Raw genomic sequence first — 20,797 nt, forward strand, 5'->3', positions numbered from 1 at the left:
TCCGCAAACGCCTTGCACCGACCATCCGCCGCCAACCCCTGCTGACGACTGAAATCCACGAACAGACCGGGCGTGGACATCACGGTGACGCCGCCCGCCAGGGCCAGGTCGCACTCCCCGGTGCGCAGCGCCTGTGCCGCGAGGTGGAGGGCGACGAGCGAGGACGAGCAGGCGGTGTCGACGGTGACCGCGGGGCCCTCCAGCCCGAAGGTGTAGGACACGCGGCCCGACAGGACGGCGGCGGAGTTGCCCGTGCCCAGGTGGGCGCCGACCTCGTCGCCCGGTGCGAGCGGACGGGAGGTGTAGTCCTGGTAGTTGGTGCCGGCGAACACACCGGTCCGGCTGCCGCGCAGCGACCGCGGATCGATGCCCGCCCGCTCGAACGTCTCCCAGGCGACCTCCAGCAGGAGCCGCTGCTGCGGGTCCATGGCCAGGGCTTCGCGGGGCGAGATGGCGAAGACGCCGGGGTCGAAGTCGGCGAAGCCGTCCAGGAAGCCACCGGTGAGCGTGGAGGTGCGGCCCGCCGTACCGGGTTCGGGGTCGTAGAGTCCGGCCAGGTCCCAGTCCCGGTCCGTCGGGAAGGGGCCCATGGCGTCGGTCCCGTCGGCCAGGAGCCGCCAGAACCGCTCCGGGGTGTCCGCTCCGCCGGGGAAACGGCAGGCCATGCCGACGATCACGACCGGGTCCTCGGCCGTGTCCCGGCGGGTGACGGTGACGGCACCGGCGGAGGCGGCGGGGCCCGCCGGGGCGAGCTGCTCGCCGAGGTGTTCGGCCAGGGCCGCGGGCGTGGGGTAGTCGTAGACGAGGGTGGCGGGCAGCCGCATGCCGGTCGCCTCGCCGAGCGTGTTGCGCAGCTCGACGGCGGTGAGGGAGTCGAAGCCGAGTTCCCGGAAGGCCCGGGCGGGTTCGACGTCGTCGGGGCTGGGGTGGTTGAGGACGTACGCGATGTGTCCGCGGACCAGTTCGAGCAGCGCGTGGCGCCGTTCGGCGTCCCCGAGGGCGGCGATGGTGGCCATCAGGTCGTTCTCGTCGGCGCCGGAGGCGGTCGGGGCGGCTGCGCGGCGGGCGCGCAGCTGTTCCAGGTCCGGGAGTTGGGCGTAGAGGCGGCGTGGCCGGCCCTTGTCGAGTTCGGCGCCGAACACCTCCCAGTCGATGTCGGTGACGACGAGTGCGGTGTCGTCCTGGTCGAGGGCGTCCTGGAGGGCGGTGACGGCGACGGCGGGGTCCATGAGGCGGACGCCGTGGCGCTGGAGGCGCTCGCCGACGGTGCCGGCCGCCATGCCTCCGTCGGCCCATCCGCTCCAGGCGACCGCCGTGGCGGGCAGGCCGCGGGAGCGGCGGTCCTCGGCGAGGGCGTCGAGGTAGGCGTTGCCGGGGGCGTAGTTGCCGTGTCCGGGGCTGCCGAAGACGCCCGAGGAGGAGGAGAACAGCACGAACGCGGAGAGGTCCAGGTCGCGGGTGGCGGCGTCGAGGTTCAGCGCGCCGCCCACCTTGACCCGCAGGACCTCGGCGAGGCGTTCGGGTGTGAGCGAGCCGATGACGCCGTCGTCGAGGACCGCGGCGGTGTGGAAGACGGCGGTGAGGGGGCGTTCCTCGGGGATGGTGGCCAGGAGTGCGGCGAGGTCCGCGGGGTCGGCTATGTCGCGGGCGACGAGTTCGGCGTGGGTGCCGGCGGCGTTCAGTTCGGCGAGCAGTTCGGCGGCGCCTTCCGCGTCGGGGCCTGAGCGGCTGACGAGGAGGAGGTGCGGGGCTCCCGCGCGGGCGAGCCAGCGGGCCACGTGGCGGCCGAGGGCGCCGGTGCCGCCGGTGACGAGGACGGTGCCCTGCGGACGCCACTGGCGGCGGCCGGGCAGTCCGCCGACGGCGGCGCGCTCCAGTCGGCGGCCGAGGACGCCGGTGGGGCGTACGGCGACCTGGTCCTCGTGGTCGGTGCGGGCGAGGACGGCGGCGACGCGGTCGGCGGTGCGGGCGTCGAGCTGGTCGGGCAGGTCGATCAGGCCGCCCCAGCAGTCGGCCTGTTCCAGGGCGACGACCCGGCCGAAGCCCCAGACGAGTGCCTGGGCCGGGGCGGTCGGGGCGGTGCCGGAGCGGGTGGCGACGGCGCCGCGGGTGAGGAACCACACGGGCAGCCGGGTGCCCAGGTCGTCCAGCGTCTGCACGAGGGCGACGGTGGTGGCGAACCCGCCGGGCAGCTGGGGGTGCCGGGGGTGCGGGCTGTCGTCCAGGGCGAGCAGGGACAGCACGCCGCGGGCGCCGTCGGTCGCGTCGGCCAGTGCGGCGGCGAGGCCGGTGCGGTCGAGGTGGCCGTCGACGGTCACGGGGACGCAGTCGGCGCCCGCGCGGGTCAGGGCGGCCCGGACCGCGGTGGCCTCGGGTCCGGTCTCGTGGCCGCGGGGGACGACGAGGGTCCAGCGGCCGGTGAGGGAGGGGGCCGTCGGGTCCTGCAGCGGGTGCCAGGTGATGCGGTAGCGCCAGCGGTCGGCGGTGGCGCGGTCGGCGCCGCGGCGCCGGTAGCCGGCGAGGGCGGGGGCCAGGGTGGCCGCGGTCTGTGTGTCGAGGCCGAGCGCTTCGGCGAGCGTGGCGTGGTCGCCGGATTCGACGGCCTGCCAGAACGGGGCGTCCGCGCCGTCGGTGGTCCGCGGGGTCGCGACGGTGGTGAACGCGGGCCAGTAGCGGCGGCGTTGGAAGGCGTAGACGGGCAGGTCGACGCGGTGTGCGGGCTCGTCGTGGACGGCTTTCCAGTCCACGGAGCCGCCGCGGACGGCGAGGCCGGCCACGGACTGCAGGAAGCGTTCGGTCCCGCCTTCGGAGCGGCGCAGGGTGCCGAGGACGGCGCCGTCGGTGATGCCGAGGTCGTCGAGGATGTCTCCGACGGCGGTGGTGACCACGGGGTGCGGGGCCATCTCGACGAAGACGCGCTGTCCGGCGTCGGCGAGGGCGCGCACCGTGCTCTCGAAGCGGACGGTGCGGCGGATGTTGTCGTACCAGTAGGCGGCGTCGAGCGTGGTGGTGTCCTCGATGCGTGCCCCGGTGACGGTGGAGTGGAAGGGGATCTCGGCGGGGCGCGGGCGCACCGGGGCGAATCCGGCGAGCAGGGCGTCGCGGACCTCCTCGACCTGGGCGCAGTGGGAGGCGTAGTCCACGGGGACGCGGCGTGCGCGGATGCCGTCGTCGGTGAGGCGGGCCAGCAGGGCGGCGAGCGGCTCGGCGTCGCCGGAGACGGTGACGGAGCGAGGGCCGGTGACGGAGCCGACGGAGATCCGGCCGTCGTAGGGGGCGATGAGCCGCTCGACCTCGGCGAGCGGCAGGGGTACGGCGACCATGCCGCCGCGGCCGGTGATGGCGGTCAGCTCGCGGGAGCGGGTGACGACGACGCGGGCCGCGTCCTGGAGGGTGAGGACGCCGGCGATGTGGGCGGCGGCGATCTCGCCCTGGCTCTGTCCGGCGACCGCGGCGGGGCGGACCCCGCACGCCATCCACAGTCGGGCGAGGGCGACGCAGACGACGAAGAGGGTGGGCTGGACGACGTCGAGCCGTTCCAGGGGCGGGGCGCCCGGGGCGCCGCGCAGGACGTCCAGGACGCGGTAGTCGGTGAACTCCTCGACGGCGGCGGCGGCTTCGTCGAAGAAGGCGCGGAACCGGGCGTCCGTGTCGAGGAGTTCGGTGGCCATGCCCTCCCACTGGGGGCCCTGGCCGGGGAAGAGGAAGACCGGGTCGCCCTCGGTGTCGGCGACGCCGCGCACCACGGCGGGGTCGGGGGCGGCGTCGGCCAGGGCGGTCAGGCCGCGCAGGAGCACGTCGTGGTCGGCGGCGACGACGACGGCGCGGTGTTCTAGGGCGGACCGGGTGCCCGCGAGGGACCAGGCGAGGTCGGCGGGGTGCGGCCCGCCGTCCGGGGCGGAGCGCAGGTGGGCGGCGAGCCGCCGGGCCTGGTCGCGCAGGGCGGCCGCGGTGCGGCCGGAGACGGCGAAGGCGCGCGGGCGGGGAGCCTCGCGCGGTTCGGTGGTGTCGTCCTGTGTGGCGGGCGGGGCCTGTTCGAGGATGACGTGGGCGTTGGTGCCGCTGACGCCGAAGGAGGACACGCCGGCGCGGCGCGGCCGGTCGCCGACGGCCGGCCAGGCGCGGGCTTCGGTGAGCAGTTCGATGTTGCCGGCGGACCAGTCGACGTGCCGGCTGGGCCGGTCGACGTGGAGCGTGGCGGGCAGCCGGCCCGCGCGCAGCGCGAGGACCGTCTTGATGATGCCGGCGACGCCGGCCGCGGCCTGGGTGTGGCCGATGTTCGACTTCACCGAGCCGAGCAGCAGCGGCCGGTCCGCGGGCCGGTCCTGGCCGTAGGTGGCGAGCAGGGCCTGGGCCTCGATGGGGTCGCCGAGGGTGGTGCCGGTGCCGTGCGCCTCGACGGCGTCGACGTCGGCGGGGGCGAGCTGCGCGCTGTTCAGCGCCTGCCAGATGACGCGTTCCTGGGAGGGCCCGTTGGGGGCGGTGAGGCCGTTGGACGCGCCGTCCTGGTTGACGGCCGAGCCGCGCAGGACGGCGAGGACGGGATGTCCGTTGCGGCGGGCGTCGGAGAGCCGTTCGACGACGAGCATTCCGGCGCCCTCGCCCCAGGCGGTGCCGTCGGCGGTGTCGGCGAACGCGCGGCAGCGGCCGTCCGGCGACAGGCCGCGCTGGCGGCTGAACTCCAGGAAGATCGTGGGCGTCGACATGATGGTGACGCCGCCGGCGAGGGCGAGGTCGCACTCCCCCGCGCGCAGGGCCTGCGCCGCCAGGTGGAGGGTGACCAGGGAGGAGGAGCAGGCGGTGTCGACGGAGACGGCGGGGCCTTCGAGGCCGAGGGTGTAGGAGATCCGGCCGGACAGCACGCTGGACGCGTTGCCCACCCCGTCGTCGCCCGCGTTGTCGGACAGGCTGAGCAGGGTCGTGTAGTCCTGCAAGTTGGTGCCGCAGAACACGCCGGTGCGGCTGCCGCGCAGGGCGAGCGGGTCGAGCCCGGCGCGCTCCAGGGCCTCCCAGCAGATCTCCAGCAGGATGCGCTGCTGCGGATCGGTGCCGACGGATTCGCGCGGCGAGATGCCGAAGAACCCGGCGTCGAAGTCGCCGACGCGGTCGATGAATCCGCCGGTGCGGGTGTAGCTGCGGCCGGGCGTGCCCGGGGTCGGGTCGTACAGGGCGTCGATGTCCCAGCCGCGGTCGCGCGGCCAGTCGGTCATGGCGTCGGTGCCGTCGTCGAGCAGCCGCCACAGGTCGTCGGGGTCGTTGACACCGCCGGGGAATCGGCAGCCCATGGCGACGATCGCCAGGGGTTCGTGCTGGTGTGCCTCGGCCGCGGCCAGGCGCTGCCGCGTCTGGTGGAGGTCGGCCGTGACCTTCTTCAGGTAGCCGAGGAGCTTGTCCTCATCGGTCATGTCGTGTCACCCGTTCTCAGGTCCCGTGGCCGTGCCGTCAGGAGATGCCGAGGTCGTTCTCGATGAAGTCGAAGATCTCGTCCGCGCCGGCGGACTGGATCCGGTCGCTGACGTCGTCCCCGCCGGTGGCGGGGGCGGCGAGGGCGGTTGTGGCCCGGCCGGTGAAGCCGCCGAGGAGCGACTGCAGCCGGGCGCCGATGCGGTCGCGCCGGGCGTCGTCCTGCGGCAGTGCGGCGAGGGCCGCCTCCAGGGTGTCCAGCCCGGCGAGGACGGCGGCGGCGCCGTCGGTGTCGTCCGAGAGCCGGCCGCGCAGATACCCGGCGAGTGCCGTGGCGCTCGGCTGGTCGAACAGCAGCGTCGCGGGCAGCGCGAGGCCGGTGGCGGCGCCGATCCGGTTGCGCAGTTCGACGGCCATCAGCGAGTCGAATCCCAGGGCGTTGAACGCCGTCGTGGCGCCGACGCGGTCGGTGCCGGTGTGGCCGAGGACGGCGGCGGCCTCGGTGCGCACCACGGCGGTCAGGGTGCGTTCGCGCTCGGCGGCGGACTGTCCGGCGAGCTGTTCGCGCAGGGCCTGCGAGGCACCGGCGGTGTTCTGGGGGCGGCGGGCGAGCAGGTCGCGGACCTCGGGGAGGTCGGCGAGCAGCGGGCTGGGCCGGGAGGTGGTGAAGCCGGGTGCGAAGCGGGCCCAGTCGATGTCGGCGACGGCGAGGACGGCGTCGGTGCGGGCGACGGCCCGGCCGAGGGCGTCGACCGCCCGCTCGGGGTCGAGCGGCTCGATGCCGCCGCGCCGCATACGGCTCTCGCCGTCGGCGTCGGCGCCGGCCATGCCGCCGCCGGCCCACGGCCCCCAGGCCAGGGAGGTGGCGGGCAGCCCGGCGGCCCTGCGGTGTTCGGCCAGGGCGTCCAGGTAGGCGTTGGCCGCCGCGTAGTTGGCCTGACCGATGGTGCCGAGGGTGCCGGAGACCGACGAGTACAGGACGAACGCGGTGAGCTCGCGCCCGCGCGTCAGTTCGTCGAGATGGCGGGCGGCCGCCAGCTTGGGGCGCAGGACGCGGTCCAGGGCGGCGCGGTCCATCCCGTCGAGGAGCCGGTCGTCGAGCACCCCCGCGGTGTGGACGACGGCGTCCACGGGGTGTTCGGCGAGGAGCGCGGCGAGCGCCTCGCGGTCGGCGGTGTCGCAGGCGGCCAGGACCAGTTCGGTACCGGAGTCGGCGAGCGCGTCCTTGAGGCGGGCGGCGCCCTCGGCGGCCGCGCCGGAGCGGCTGACGGCCAGGATGCGGCCGGCGCCCTGCGCGGCGAGCCAGGCGGCCGTGCGCACGCCGAGCGCGCCGGTGGCTCCGGTGAGCAGGACGGTGCCCGACCAGTCGGGCGCGGGCGCCAGGGGCGTACCGGCCGGGACGCGTTCGAGGCGGCGCAGGAAGGTGCCCGCGGGCCGTACGGCGATCTGGTCCTCGCCGGTGCGGCCGGCCAGTGCGGCGGCCAGGCGCCGGGCCACGTCGGCCGGGACGGCGGTGTCGGTCCCGGCGGGCAGGTCGACCAAGCCGCCCCACAGTTGCGGGTGTTCGAGGGCTGCGGTGCGGCCCAGTCCCCACACGGCGGCCTGCTCGGGGGCCATGGGTGCCTCCGTGCCGAGCACGCCCGCGGCGCCCGCGGTGAGCGCCCACAGCCGCGCCGCGTCGGTGCCGTCGGCGCCGTCGGCGAGTGCCTGGACGAGGGCGGCGGTGGCGGCGAGACCGGCCGGTACGGCGTCGTGTCCGGGCAGCGCGTCGGTGTCGGCGGCGAGCAGGGACACCACTCCGGTCCAGGGCCCGGCGTCGTCCTGGCGCAGGTCCGCGAGGGCGCCGGCCAGGGCGGTGCGGTCGGCGGTGGCGCAGTCGACGGGCAGGACGCGGACGCGGGCGCCGTGGGCGGTGAGCGCGTCGGCGACGGAGGTGGCCCAGGGGCCGCCGTCGAGACGGCCGGGGACGGCGAGGAGCCAGCCGCCGGTGAGGGTGGCGGCGGTGTCGGCGGCGGGCCGCCACACCACGCGGTGTTCCCAGCGCTGGATCTGCGCCTGCCTGCGGTCCTCGCCGCGCCAGGCGGCGAGCGCGGGCAGTACGGCGCTGAGCGGGGCGTCGCTGTCGACGGCGAGGCGCTCGGCGAGGGCCGCGGGGTCCGCGGCCTCGACGAGTTCCCAGAACGCGGCGTCCTGGCCGGCCGCGGCGGCGGGCGCGGACGCCTCCAGCCAGAAGCGCTCGCGCTGGAAGGCGTAGGTCGGCAGGGGCACGGGCCGGGCTTCGGTGTCCGCCGGTACGGCCGGTACGTCACCGAGCCCGTGCACGTGCAGGGTGCCGGCGGCGAGCAGCGCGGAACGGTCCTCGGGCAGGCCGCGGCGTGCCAGGGGTACGGCGGTCACCGCCGCGGAGTCGCTGACGCCGTCCTGGACCAGGGCGGTGAGGGTGGCGTCGGGGCCGAGTTCGAGGAAGCGGTTGGCACCGCTCTCCTCCAGCGTGCGGACCATGTCGGCGAAGCGGACGGCCTGGCGGACGTGGCGCACCCAGTAGTCGGGGGTGAGCAGGTCGTCGCCGGTCGCGAGGGCGCCGGTCACGTTGGACACGACGGGCACGGTGGGGGCGTGGAAGCCGACGCGGGCGGCGACGGCGCGGAAGTCGTCGAGCATGGCGTCCATCAGCGGTGAGTGGAAGGCGTGGCTGACCTTCAGGCGCCGGGTCTTGCGGCCCCGTGCGGCGAACTCGGCGGCGATCTGCGTCACGTCCTCGGCCTGGCCGGAGACGACCACGGAGACGGGCCCGTTGACCGCGGCGACGGCGACGCGGTCGGCGCGGTCGGCCAGCAGGGGCAGTACTTCCTGCTCGGTCGCCTCCAGGGCGGCCATGGCGCCGCCCTCGGGCAGGCTCTGCATGAGCCGGCCACGCGCCCCGACCAGCGCGCAGGCGTCGGCCAGGTCGAAGACGCCGGCGACGTGCGCGGCGGTCAGTTCGCCGATGGAGTGCCCGGCGAGCACGTCGGGCCGTACGCCCCAGGACGTGGCCAGGGCGTGGGCGGCGGTGCCGTAGGCGAAGAGCGCGGCCTGGGTGTAGGCGGTGCGGTCCAGCAGGGCGGCCTCGGCGCTGTCGGCCGCGGCGAAGACGACGTCGCGCAGCGGCGGTCCGTCGAGGTGGCGGTCGAGTTCGGCGCACGCCGCGTCGAAGGTCCGCGCGTAGACGGGGTGGGCGTCGTACAACTCGCGGCCCATGCCGGGGCGTTGGGCGCCCTGGCCGCTGAACAGGACGGCGAGCCGGCCGCCGTCGGCGGTGCCGGTGGCCGTGCCGGGGTGCGGCTCGCCGGAGGCGACGGCGGCGAGCCCGGCCAGGAGTTCCTCGCGGTCGGCGGCGACGACCGCGGCGCGGTGGGCCTGCGGGTGGCGGGCGACGGCGAGGGTGCGGGCGATGTCGCGGGGGTCGTCGTCGTGGTGCAGGAGGTGGGTGCGCAGCCGGGCCGCCTGGGCGCGCAGCGCGTCCAGGGTGTGTCCGGAGACGGGGTACACCCGGGGCACGGCGGCGGACTCGGGCCGCTCGGCGGCGGGCTCGGCGGCGGGGGGTTCTTCGAGGACGACGTGGGCGTTGCTGCCGCTGATGCCGAAGGAGGACACGCCCGCGCGGCGGGGCCGGTCACCGCGGGCCGGCCAGGGCCGGGCCTCGGTGAGCAGCTCGATGGTGCCGCTGGACCAGTCGATGTGCGGGGAGGGCTCGTCGACGTGCAGGGTGCGCGGCAGTTCGCCGTGGCGCATGGCCATGACCATCTTGATGACGCCCGCGGCGCCCGCGGCGGCCTGGGTGTGCCCGAAGTTGGACTTGGCGGAGCCCAGCAGCAGCGGTTCGCCCTCGGGGCGTGCGCGGCCGTAGGTGGCGAACAGCGCCTGTGCCTCGATGGGGTCGCCGAGGGTGGTGCCGGTGCCGTGCGCCTCGACGGCGTCGACGTCGGCCGGGGCGAGCCCGGCCGAGGCCAGCGCCTGGCGGATGACGCGCTCCTGGGAGGGGCCGTTGGGTGCGGTCAGGCCGTTCGAGGCGCCGTCCTGGTTGGTGGCGGAGCCGCGGACCACGGCGAGGACGGGGTGGCCGCCCCGGCGGGCGTCGGAGAGGCGTTCCAGCAGGAGCATGCCGACGCCCTCGGAGAAGCTGGTGCCGTCGGCGGAGGCGGCGAACGCCTTGCAACGGCCGTCGGCGGCCAGCCCGTTCTGGGCGGTGAACTCGGTGTAGGTGCCGGGTGTGGCCATGACCGTGACACCGCCGGCCAGCGCCATGGTGCACTCGCCCTGGCGCAGGGCGTGGGCGGCGAGGTGCAGGGCGACCAGGGCGGAGGAGCAGGCGGTGTCGACCGTCATGGTCGGCCCCTCCAGGCCGAAGGTGTAGGCGACGCGGCCGGACAGGACGCTGCCGGACACGCCGAGCCCGATGTAGCCCTCCATGCCCTCGGGGATGTCGGCCAGGCCGGAGGCGTAGCCGGAGCCCATCGCGCCGACGTAGACGCCGGTGCCGCTGCCGCGCAGGGACAGCGGGTCGATCCCGGCGCGCTCGAAGACCTCCCAGGAGGTCTCCAGGAGCAGCCGCTGCTGGGGGTCCATGGCGAGCGCCTCGCGGGGGGCGATGCCGAACAGGGCGGCGTCGAAGTGCGTGGCGCCGTACAGGAATCCGGCCTCCAGGCCGGGCAGGCGGTCCAGGTCCCAGCCGCGGTCGGTGGGGAAAGCGCCGATGGCGTCGCCGCCCTCGGACACGAACCGCCACAGGTCCTCGGGCGAGCTGACACCGCCGGGGTACTGGCAGGCCATGGCGACGACGACGACGGGGTCGTCCTCCTCGGCTGCGGCCGTCGTGGAGGTGAACTCCTCGGTGGCGCCGGTCAGTTCGCGGGCCAGGTGGCGGGCGAGCGCGCTGGGGCGGGGGTGGTCGAAGACGAGCGTCGCGGGCAGCCGCAGTCCCGTCTCGGCGTTGAGCCGGTTGCGCAGGTCGACGGAGGTGAGGGAGTCGAAGCCGAGGTCCTTGAAGGACTGTTCGCCGTCGACGGCACCGGCCGAGCCGTGTCCGAGGGCGACCGCGGCGTGCCGGCGGACGACGTCGAGCAGGAGGCGTTCCTGGTCGGGTGCGGACAGTGCGGACAGGCGGCGGCCGAGCGCGGAGGCGTCCGTGCCGGCCGCCCGGGCGGTGCGCCGGGCCGGTGCCGGGACGAGGCCGTGCAGCAGGGTGGGCAGCCGCCCGGCCGAGGCGGCGGAGCGCAGCGCGGCCGGGTCGGTGCGCAGCGGGGCGAGGAGGGGCTCGCCGGTGGCGAGGGCCTGGTCGAGCAGCCGCAGCGCGGCGTCGGGGTCCAGGGCGGGCAGTCCGGAGGCCGCGATGCGGCGCCGGTCCTCGTCGCCGAGGCCGCCGGTCATGCCGCTGTCGTGGTCCCACAGGGTCCAGGCCAGTGAGGTGGCGGGCAGACCGGCGGTGCGGCGGTGGTGGGCGAGGGCGTCCAGGACGGTGTTGGCGGCGGCGTAGTTGGCCTGTCCGGCGCCGCCGAGCAGGCCGGAGGCCGAGGAGAACAGGACGAAGGCGGTGAGGTCGGCGTCCCGGGTCGCCGTGTGCAGGGCGAGCGCGGCGTCCGCCTTGGCGCGCAGCACGGGGGCGAGCCGGTCGGGGGTGAGCGAGCCGAGCACGCCGTCGTCGAGGACGCCCGCGGTGTGCACCACGCCGCGCAGCGGCCGGTCGGCGGGCAGTGTGCCGAGCAGTGCGGCCAGCGCGCCGGGGTCGGCGGCGTCGCAGGCCTCGACGCGTACGGCGGCCCCGTGCGCGGTGAGTTCGTCCGTCAGCTCGCGGGCGCCGGGGGCGTCGGTGCCGCGCCGGGAGGTGAGCAGCAGGGAGCGCACGCCGTGGGTGGTGACCAGGTGGCGGGCGACCAGGGCGCCGAGCGCGCCGGTGCCGCCGGTGATCAGGACGGTGCCGTCGGCGTCCCAGCCGGGCGTCCGGTCGGACGCGGCGGTGCGGGCCAGCGCGGGTGTGCGCAACGTGCCGTCGCGCAGGGCGAGTTGGGTGGCGCCGGTACTGACGGCGGCGGCGAGGGCGGCGCGGGAGGCGTCGGTGTCGTCGAGGTCGGCGAGGACGAGACGGCCCGGGTTCTCGGTCTGGGCCGAGCGGACCAGGCCCCAGACGGCGGCGGCGGACAGGTCGGTGACGTCCTCGCCGTCGGCCGCGCTCACGGCGCCGCGTGTGACGATCACGAGCGGGGCGCCGTCGGTGCGCGGATCGGCCAGCAGTGTCTGCAGGTCGGTCAGGACGCGGCCGGCGATGTTCGCGGGGGTCTCGTCGGGGGCGGAGGCGTACGGCAGGACCACGGCCGTGGGCGTGTCGTCGGCGCCGAGTGCCGGCCGGGCGGGAACCAGGCCCGCCGGATCGCCGCAGCCGAGCCGCCAGCCGTCGGTGTCCGCGGTGCCGGGCAGGGTGGTGTCGCTCCAGCGCACGGTGAACAGGGCGCCGTCGGCGGGCCGGGAGGTGTGCAGGGCGTCCTGGGAGACCGGGCGGCTGACGAGGGAGGCGACGGTGGCGACGGGGCGTCCGGTGCCGTCGGCGAGGTGCAGGCCGACGGCGCCGGAGGGGCCGCGGTCCAGGCGGACCCGGAGCTCGGTGGCACCGACGGCGTGCAGGGTGACGCCGCTGAACGCGAACGGCAGGCCCACGCCCGCTCGTTCGGCGCCGTCGTCGCCGCCGTCACCGGCGAGCTGGGCGTGCAGGGCGGCGTCCAGGAGGGCCGGGTGCAGGCCGAACCGGGCGGCGTCGCGGTGCTGTTCCTCGGGGAGCACCACCTCGGCGTACCAGGTGTCGCCGGAGCGCCAGGCGGCCCGCAGGCCCTGGAAGACGGGACCGTACTGGTAGCCCTGGGCGGCGAGGGCGTCGTAGAAGCCGTCCAGCGGGAGGCTGTGGGCGTCCGCGGGCGGCCAGGCGACGGGCTCGGCCTCGGGCGCGGCGGGCGCCGGGGCGAGGACGGCGGTGGCGTGCCGGGTCCAGGGGCTGTCGTCGTCGGCGTCGGCCCGGGAGTGCACGGCGACCGGCCGGCGGCCGTCGGCGTCGGGGGCGCCGAGGGCGATCTGGAGCTGGACGCCGCCGGCGTCCGGGAGGACCAGCGGGGCTTCGAGGGTGAGGTCGTCGAGGAGGCCGCAGCCGACCTCGTCACCGGCGCGCAGCACGAGTTCGACGAACGCGGTGCCCGGGAGCAGGACGGTGCCGGACACGGTGTGGTCGGCGAGCCAGGGCTGGGTGCGGGTGGACAGCCGGCCGGTGAGCAGCACGCGGTCGTCGTCGGCGACGCGGACGACGGCCCCGAGCAAGGGGTGTCCGGTGCCGGTGAGCCCGGCGCCGGTGACGTCGCCGGTGGTGGCGGCGGGCCGCAGCCAGTAGCGGTCGCGCGTGAACGCGTAGGTGGGCAGGTCGACTTGGGGGTCGGCCGGGTCGCTGCCGAGCAGGGCGGCCAGGTCGACGGAGACTCCGTGGGCGTGGGCGGCGGCGACGGCGGCGAGCAGGGTGTCCGGCTCGGGGCGGTCCTTGCGCAGCACGGGCGCGCAGAGCCGGTCGACGGTGTCGTCGGGCAGTGCGGCGCGGACGAGCGCGGTGAGGGTGGTGTCGGGGCCGAGTTCCAGGTAGCGGGTGACGCCGTGGGTGGCGAGCCAGTCGACGCCGTCGCCGAAGCGGACGGCGTGGCGCAGGTGGCGCACCCAGTAGTCGGCGGAGGTCAGTTCCTCGGCGGTGGCCGGGCGTCCGGTGAGGTTGGAGACCACGGTCAGGCGCGGCGGGTGCGCGGTGACGCTCTCGGCGACGGCGCGGAAGGCGTCGAGGACGGCGTCCATGCGCGCCGAGTGGAAGGCGTGCGAGACCCGCAGTCTGCGGGTGGTACGGCCGCGGGCGCCGAGCGCCGAGGCGACGGCCTCGACGGCGGCCTCGTCGCCGGAGATCACGGTGGCGCGCGGGCCGTTGACGGCGGCCACCGACACGGCGCCGCCGTGTTCGGCGAGCAGCGCGGCCACCTCGTCCTCGGCGGCCTCGACGGAGACCATCGCGCCGCCGCGCGGCAGGTCCTGCATCAGCCGTCCGCGGGCGGCGACGAGCCGGCAGGCGTCGGGCAGCGACCACACGCCGGCGACGTGCGCGGCGGACAGTTCGCCCAGCGAATGCCCGAGGAGGTACTTGGGCGTGACGCCCCATGATTCCAGCAGGCGGTGGAGGGCGACCTCGACGGCGAACAGGGCGGGCTGGGCGAGGCCGGTCTCCCGCAGCGCCGCGTCGTCCGGGGCGCTGTCGAAGACGGCTTCCTTCAGGCTCAGTCCGAGTTCGGGGTCGAGGTGGGCGCACACCTCGTCGAAGGCCCGGGCGAACGCGGGGAACGCGCCGTACAGTTCGCGGCCCATGCCGGGACGCTGGGCGCCCTGTCCGGAGAAGAGGAACGCGGTCGCGCCGCGCAGGGTGCGGCCGGTCACGACGGCCGGGTGTTCCTCCCCCGCGGCGAGGGCGCGCAGGGCGTCGCGGGTGCCGGCCAGGTCCGCCGCGAGGACGACGGCCCGGTGTTCGAAGGCCTGCCGGGTGGCGGCGAGGGCGCGGGCGGTGACGTGCGGGTCGTCGGCGGGGTGGGCGTCGGTGTGCGCCAGGAGGCGGGCGGCCTGGGCGCGCAGCGCTTCGGCGCCGCGCGCGGACAGCGGCCAGAGCGCCAGGGGCAGCCGTACGGCGGTCGCGGGGGCGGGGGCCTGGGGCTCCGCCGTCTCCTCGGGCTCCTCGGGCTCCTCGGGCGCGGCCTCCAGGATGGTGTGCGCGTTGGTGCCGCTGATGCCGAAGGAGGAGACGGCGGCGCGGCGGGGGCGGCCTTCGGTGAGCGGCCAGTCGGTGGCCTCGGTGAGCAGCCGGACGTGCCCCGCGTCCCAGTCGACGTGGGTGGAGGGCTGGTCCACGTGCAGGGTGCGGGGCAGGCGCCCGTGCTGGAGGGCCAGCACCGTCTTGATGACGCCGGCGACGCCGGCCGCCGCCTGGGTGTGGCCGAGGTTCGACTTCAACGAGCCCAGGTACAGGGGCCGTTCGGCGGTCTTGGCCCGGCCGTAGGTGGCGAGCAGCGCCTGTGCCTCGATGGGGTCGCCGAGGGTGGTGCCGGTGCCGTGGGCCTCGACGGCGTCGACGTCGGCCGCGGTGATCCCGGCGCCTGCGAGGGCCTGTTCGATGACGCGCTGCTGGGCGGGCCCGTTGGGCGCGGTCAGACCGTTGGAGGCGCCGTCGGAGTTGACGGCGGAGCCGCGGACCACGGCCAGCACCGGGTGTCCGTTGCGGCGGGCGTCGGAGAGGCGTTCCACCAGCAGCAGGCCCACGCCCTCGGACCAGCCGGTGCCGTCGGCGGATTCGGCGAACGCCTTGCAGCGTCCGTCCGGGGCGAGCCCGCGCTGCCTGCTGAACTCGAACAGCAGGCCCGGGGTGGCCATGACGGCGACACCGCCGGCCAGGGCGAGGTCGCACTCACCGGCGCGCAGCGCCTGCACCGCCCAGTGCAGGGCGACCAGGGAGGAGGAGCAGGCGGTGTCGACGGTGACGGTCGGGCCCTCCAGGCCCAGGACGTAGGAGATGCGGCCGGAGGCGACCGAGGTCGCGTTGCCGGCGAGCATCAGTCCGTGCACGTCCTCGGGCACCTCGACCGGGCCCTGGCCGTAACCGGAGGTCGCGGCTCCCACGAACACACCGGTGGAGCTGCCGCGCAGGGTCTGCGGCCGGATGCCGGCGCGCTCCAGCAGCTCCCACGACGCCTCCAGCAGGATCCGCTGCTGCGGGTCGGTGGCGAGGGCCTCGCGGGGGCTCATGCCGAAGAAGGCGGCGTCGAAGGAGGCGGCGTCGCGCAGGAAGCCGCCCTCCCGGGTGGAGAAGGTGCCGGGCCGGTCGGGGTCGGGGTCGTAGCGGTCCTCGATGTCCCAGCCGCGGTCCTGTGGCAGCGGGCCGATGGCGTCCCGGCCCTCGTCGACGAGCCGCCACAGGTCCTCGGGCGAACGGATGTCGCCGGGGAACCGGCAGCTCATCGCGACGACGGCGATCGGCTCCCGGCTGCGGTCCTCGACCTCGCGCAGCCTGCGGCGGGTCTGGCGGAGTTCACCCGTGACCCGCTTGAGGTATTCCACGTACTTGTCGTCGTCAGCCACGAGAGTCACTTCCTTGAACCGGGCGGAGCCGGGGCGTCGGGTGCGTGCGGAGGACCGGCGGGGTGCTCACAGGTCCCCCAGCTCGCGGTCGATCAGGTCGAAGAGGTCGCCCGCCGTCTCGACCTCGGCCAGTTCGGCGTCCTCGTCGGCGAGGGCGGCGGGCGCGGCGGCGGGGGTCGGTCCGAGGGGCTCGCCCTGCCAGCGGGAGAGCAGTTCGCGCAGCCGGGCGGTGACCTTCTCGCGGTCCTCGCCGGCCACGTCGGCACCCCGCAGGGCGCTCTCCAGGCGGTCCATGTCGCCGAGGAGGGCCTGCGCGGTCCCGGGCGGCTCGGGCAGGGACAGCTCGCCCAGCAGGTAGCGGGCCTGGGCGAGGGCGGTCGGGTAGTCGAACACCAGGGTGGCGGGCAGCCGCAGGGCGGTGGCCGCGCCGAGCCGGTTGCGCAGCTCGACCGCCGTCAGTGAGTCGAAGCCCAGCTCCTTGAAGGTCTGTTCGGGATCGATCTCGGCCGCCGAGCCGTGTCCGAGGACGGCGGCGGCCTGCTCGGCGACCACGTCGAGCAGGAGCTGCTCGCGGTCCGCGGCGGGCAGCGGAGCCAGCCGGTCGGCCAGCGACCGCGGTGCCTGCGCGGCGGGCGCCGTCCCGGCGGCGGTGGCGCGGCGCCGGGCGGGGCTGCGCACCAGGCCGCGCAGGAGGACCGGCAGGACGTCGTGGTGTGCCCGCAGGGCGGCCGGGTCCAGGTCCATCGGCAGCAGCGCGGCCCGGTCGCTGCCGGCGGCGGCGTCGAACAGCCGCATGCCGGTGCCGGGTCCGAGCGGCACCATGCCGGTGCGGGCGTGCCGTTCGCGGTCGGCGTCGCCGAGTTCCCCGGTCATGCCCGCCTCGGGCAGCCAGGTGCCCCAGGCGAGCGAGACGGCGGGCAGGCCCTGGGCGCGCCGGTGCTGGGCGAAGGCGTCCAGGAAGGCGTTGGCCGCCGAGTAGTTGGCCTGTCCCGCGCCGCCGAACGTGCCGGCGACCGAGGAGAAGACCACGAACCGGGCGAGGTCGAGGTCACGGGTGAGCTCGTGCAGCGCCACCACGGCGTCGGCCTTGGGCCGCAGCGCCCGCTCCAGCCGGTCCGGTGTCATCGAGGACAGCACGCCGTCGGCGAGGACACCCGCGGTGTGCACCACGGCCGTCAGCGGCCGGTCGGCGGGGATGCCCGCGAGGAGCGCGGCGAGTGCGGTGCGGTCGGCCACGTCGCAGGCGGCGACGGTGACGTCCGCGCCCCACGCGGCGAGTTCGTCGCGCAGCTCGGCCGCGCCGGGCGCGTCCGCGCCGCGCCGGCCGGCGATCAGCAGGTGCCGTACGCCGTGCTCGACGACGAGGTGGCGGGCGGTGATGCGGCCGAGGCCGCCGAGGCCGCCGGTGAGCAGGACGGTGCCGGCCGGGTCGGGCGCGGTCGGCAGGGTCAGCACGACCTTGCCGACGTGCCGCGCCTGGCTGACGAAGCGGAACGCGTCGGGCGCCCGGCGGACGTCCCACACGGCCATCGGCAGCGGCTTCAGCGCACCGCGCCCGAACAGGTCCGCCAGGTCGGCGAGGATCTCGCCGATCCGGTCGGGTCCGGCCTCGATCAGGTCGAAGGCCCGGTAGGTGACGCCGGGGTGGTCGACGGCGACCTGTTCGGGGTCGCGTACGTCGGTCTTGCCCATCTCCAGGAACCGGCCGCCGCGCGGCAGCAGCCGCAGGGAGGCGTCCACGAACTCCCGGGCCAGGGAGTCGAGGACGACGTCGAAGCCGCGGCCCTCGGTGGCGGTGCGCAGTCGCTCCTCGAAGCCGAGGTCGCGGGAGGAGGCGAGGTGGGCGTCGTCGAGTCCGGCGGCCCGCAGCGCGTCCCACTTGGCGGGCGACGCCGTGCCGTACACCTCGGCGCCGAGGTGCCGGGCCAGCTGGACGGCGGCCGAGCCGACCCCGCCCGCCGCCGCGTGCACGAGGACGCTCTCGCCGGGCTTGAGCCCGCCGAGGTCGACCAGGGCGTAGTAGGCGGTGAGGTAGACGATGGGTACGGTCGCGGCCTCGGCGAAGCTCCAGCCCTTCGGGATCGGTGCGACCATCCGGGCGTCGGCGACCGCGACGGGCCCGAAGGCGCCGGCGAACATGCCCATCACCCGGTCGCCGGGTGCGAGGCCGGTGACGTCGGTGCCGGTCTCGGTGATCACACCGGCACCTTCGAGGCCGATCGCGGTGGCCTCGCCGGGGTACATGCCGAGCGTGGTGAGGACGTCGCGGAAGTTGACTCCGGCGGCGCGCATCGAGATGCGCACCTCGTTCGGGGCGAGCGCGGCCCCGACCTCGGGGCAGGCCGCGAGGCGCAGGCTGTCCAGGCTGCCCCGGTGGGCCACGCCGAGCCGCCAGGCGTCGGTGCCGGCGGGCGGGACGAGGGCGCGGTCGGCGGCCAGCGGGACGATGCGTGGTGTGGTCACCGTCCCTTCCTGCACGGCGAGTTCGAACGCGGTGTCGCCGAGCGCGGCGGGCAGTGCCGCCGCCGAGGCGTCGGTGCCGTCGGTGTCGGCGAGGACGAACCGGCCGGGGTTCTCGGTGCGGGCGGCCCGCACCAGGCCCCACACCGCCGCCTGCACCGGGTCGGCCGGCCGGGGTCCCGCCGGGACGGCGCCCCGGGTGACGACGGCGAGCCGGGCGTGCGCGAACGCCGGGTCGGCCACCCACCGCTGGACGACGGCGAGCACCCCGGTGAGGGTGTCGCGGCCCGCGTCGGCGAGGTCGCCCAGGGCGTTCTCCGGAGTCTGCGCGGTCACGACGTACAGGACGGTGTCCGGCACGTGCTCGTCCTCAGCGACGGAGGTGAGGCCGGAGGCCCGGCGCACGGTGTGACCGGCGGCCCGCAGGGCGTCGGCCAGTGCCGTCGCCTCGTCAGCGCCGACGACCGTCCACGCGGTCGGTGCGACGGCGTCCGCGGTGGCCACCGGCTGCCAGTCCAGCTCGTACAGGCCCTGGCGGTCCGGGGCGCCGACGGTGGAGCCCGCCAGGTCGCCGGCCAGCTCGCGCAGGGTGAGCGAGCCGACCGAGCCGACCGGGCGGCCCGTCGGGTCGGCGAGGGCGAGGCCGATGGCCTCCGGGCCCTCCTGGACCATCCGCAGCCGCAGCGCCGAGGCGCCGACGGCGTCCAGGCGCACGTCGCTCCACGAGAACGGCAGCCGTCCGGCGTCCTTCATCGGTACGAACATCACGGCGTGCAGCGCGGCGTCGAGCAGGGCCGGGTGCAGGTCGAAGGCGTCGGCCGCGGGAGCGGCGTCGGCAGGCAGGGCGGCCTCGGCGAACACCTCCGCGCCGCGCGTCCAGACCCGGGTCAGGCCCTGGAACAGCGGGCCGTAGAGGTGGCCGCGGTCGGCGAAGGCCTCGTAGAAGCCGTCGAGCGGCACCTCGGTGCCGTCCTCGGGCGGCCAGACGGTGAAGTCGTAGGGTGCGGCGGCCGGTTCGGCGGCGGTGGTGAGCAGGCCGCTGACGTGCAGGGTCCACGGCGTGCCGGGCTCGGCGGTGTCGGGCCGGCCGTGCACGGTCAGGGGGCGCGCGCCGGTGGCGTCCGGCGCCTCGACCCGTACCTGGACCTGCACGCCGCCCTGGGCGGGCAGGGTGAGCGGGGCCAGGATCGTCAGTTCGGCGACGTGCTCGCAGCCGGTCCGGGCACCGGCGTGCAGGGCCAGGTCGAGGAATCCCGTGGCGGGGAACAGCGCGGTGCTGGTGAGCGCGTGGTCCTTGAGCCAGGGGCTGCTGCCGAGGGCGAGCCTGCCGGTGAGGACATGGGTGTCGCCGTCGGCCAGTTCCACGGCCGCGCCCAGCAGCGGATGGCTGCTCGCGCCGAGGCCCGCGGACGTGACGTCGCCGAGCAGCGCGGGCGGCCCGGGCCAGAAGCGACGGCGCTGGAAGGGGTACGTGGGCAGGGGTACGGTGCGGGCGCCGGTGCCGTCGAACAGGCGCGGCCAGTCCACGGGCAGGCCGTGCGCGAAGGCCCGGGCGACGGCGTCGAGGAGCGTCTCGTCCTCGGCACGGTCCTTGCGCAGCACGGGCACGAACAGCGTGGTCTCGGCGTCCGGCAGGCAGCTCTGCGCCATCGCGGTGAGCGTGCCGTCGGGTCCGACCTCCAGGAACCGGTCGGCGCCGTGCTCGGCGAGCCAGCGGACGCCGTCGGCGAAGCGGACGGCCTCCCGCACATGGCGCACCCAGTACTCCGGGTCCTGCAGTTCGCCGCCGGCGGCGGCGCGGCCGGTGACGTTGGAGATCACCGCCATGCGCGGCGCTTCGTAGGTGATGCCCGCGGCGACCTCGCGGAACGCGTCGAGCATCGGTTCCATGAGCGGGGAGTGGAAGGCGTGGCTGACCCGCAGCCGGGTCGTGCGGCGCCCGTCGGCGGCGAGCCGCGCGGCGATGTCGGTGACCACGTCCTCGGCGCCGGAGACGACCACGGAGCGCGGCCCGTTCACCGCGGCGATGCCCGCGTCCGTGTGTCCCTCCAGGAGGGGACGTACCTCGTCCTCGGTGGCCTCCACGGCGAACATGGCGCCGCCGGACGGGAGTTCCTGCATCAGCCTGCCGCGCGCGGCGACCAGGGCGCAGGCGGCCTTGAGCGACATCACTCCGGCGACGTGGGCGGCGGCGATCTCGCCGATGGAGTGGCCGGCGACGAAGTCCGGGCGTACGCCCCACGACTCCAGCAGCCGGTACAGGGCGACTTCGACGGCGAAGAGGGCGGGCTGTGTCCACTCGGTGCGGTTCAGCCGCTCGGCGTCGTCGCCGAGGACGAGGTCGCGCAGTTCGGCGCCGAAGTGGGCGCAGACGGCGTCGAAGGCGTCCGCGTAGGCGGGGTGGGTGTCGTAGAGGCCGCGGCCCATGCCCGGGCGCTGGGCGCCCTGCCCGGAGAAGAGGAAGGCGGTCTTGCCGTCGCCCCGGTGTACGCCGGTGACGGTGTGCGGCCCGCTCTCGCCGGCCGCGAGCAGCCGCAGCCCGTCGCTGAGTGCGGCTCGGTCGGCGCCGAGGACGACGGCGCGGTGCTCGAAGGCGGCGCGGGTCGCGGTGAGGGACAGGCCGAGGTCCGCGGGCGTGATGTCGGGGAACTCCTGCAGATGGTCGAGGAGTTGGGCGGCCTGGGCGCGCAGGGCGTCCCGGCTGCGTGCGGTGACGACCCAGGGAACGTACGAACCGTCCGCGACCGGGACGACAGAAGTGTCACCG

Annotated in this window: 2 protein-coding genes and 1 pseudogene; all 3 read right to left on the reverse strand. The window is 76.3% G+C overall.

Translation table 11 applies throughout. The features are described 5' to 3' along the window. Positions 1-5,405, reverse strand: a pseudogene (locus ACFC8N_RS47645) (type I polyketide synthase); the annotation flags it as partial. Between the two features lie 37 nt (positions 5,406-5,442). Continuing rightward, positions 5,443-15,570 (reverse strand): type I polyketide synthase, encoded by a 10,128-nt coding sequence (locus ACFC8N_RS47650; RefSeq protein ID WP_376295953.1) that lies wholly within the window; start codon positions 15,568-15,570, stop codon positions 5,443-5,445. Between the two features lie 66 nt (positions 15,571-15,636). Next, on the reverse strand, positions 15,637-20,797 hold a 5,161-nt coding region (locus tag ACFC8N_RS47655), incomplete at its 5' end, for an SDR family NAD(P)-dependent oxidoreductase (protein WP_376295954.1).

It is taken from the genome of Streptomyces sp. NPDC055966 (assembly GCF_042269865.1).
Taxonomy (GTDB): domain Bacteria; phylum Actinomycetota; class Actinomycetes; order Streptomycetales; family Streptomycetaceae; genus Streptomyces.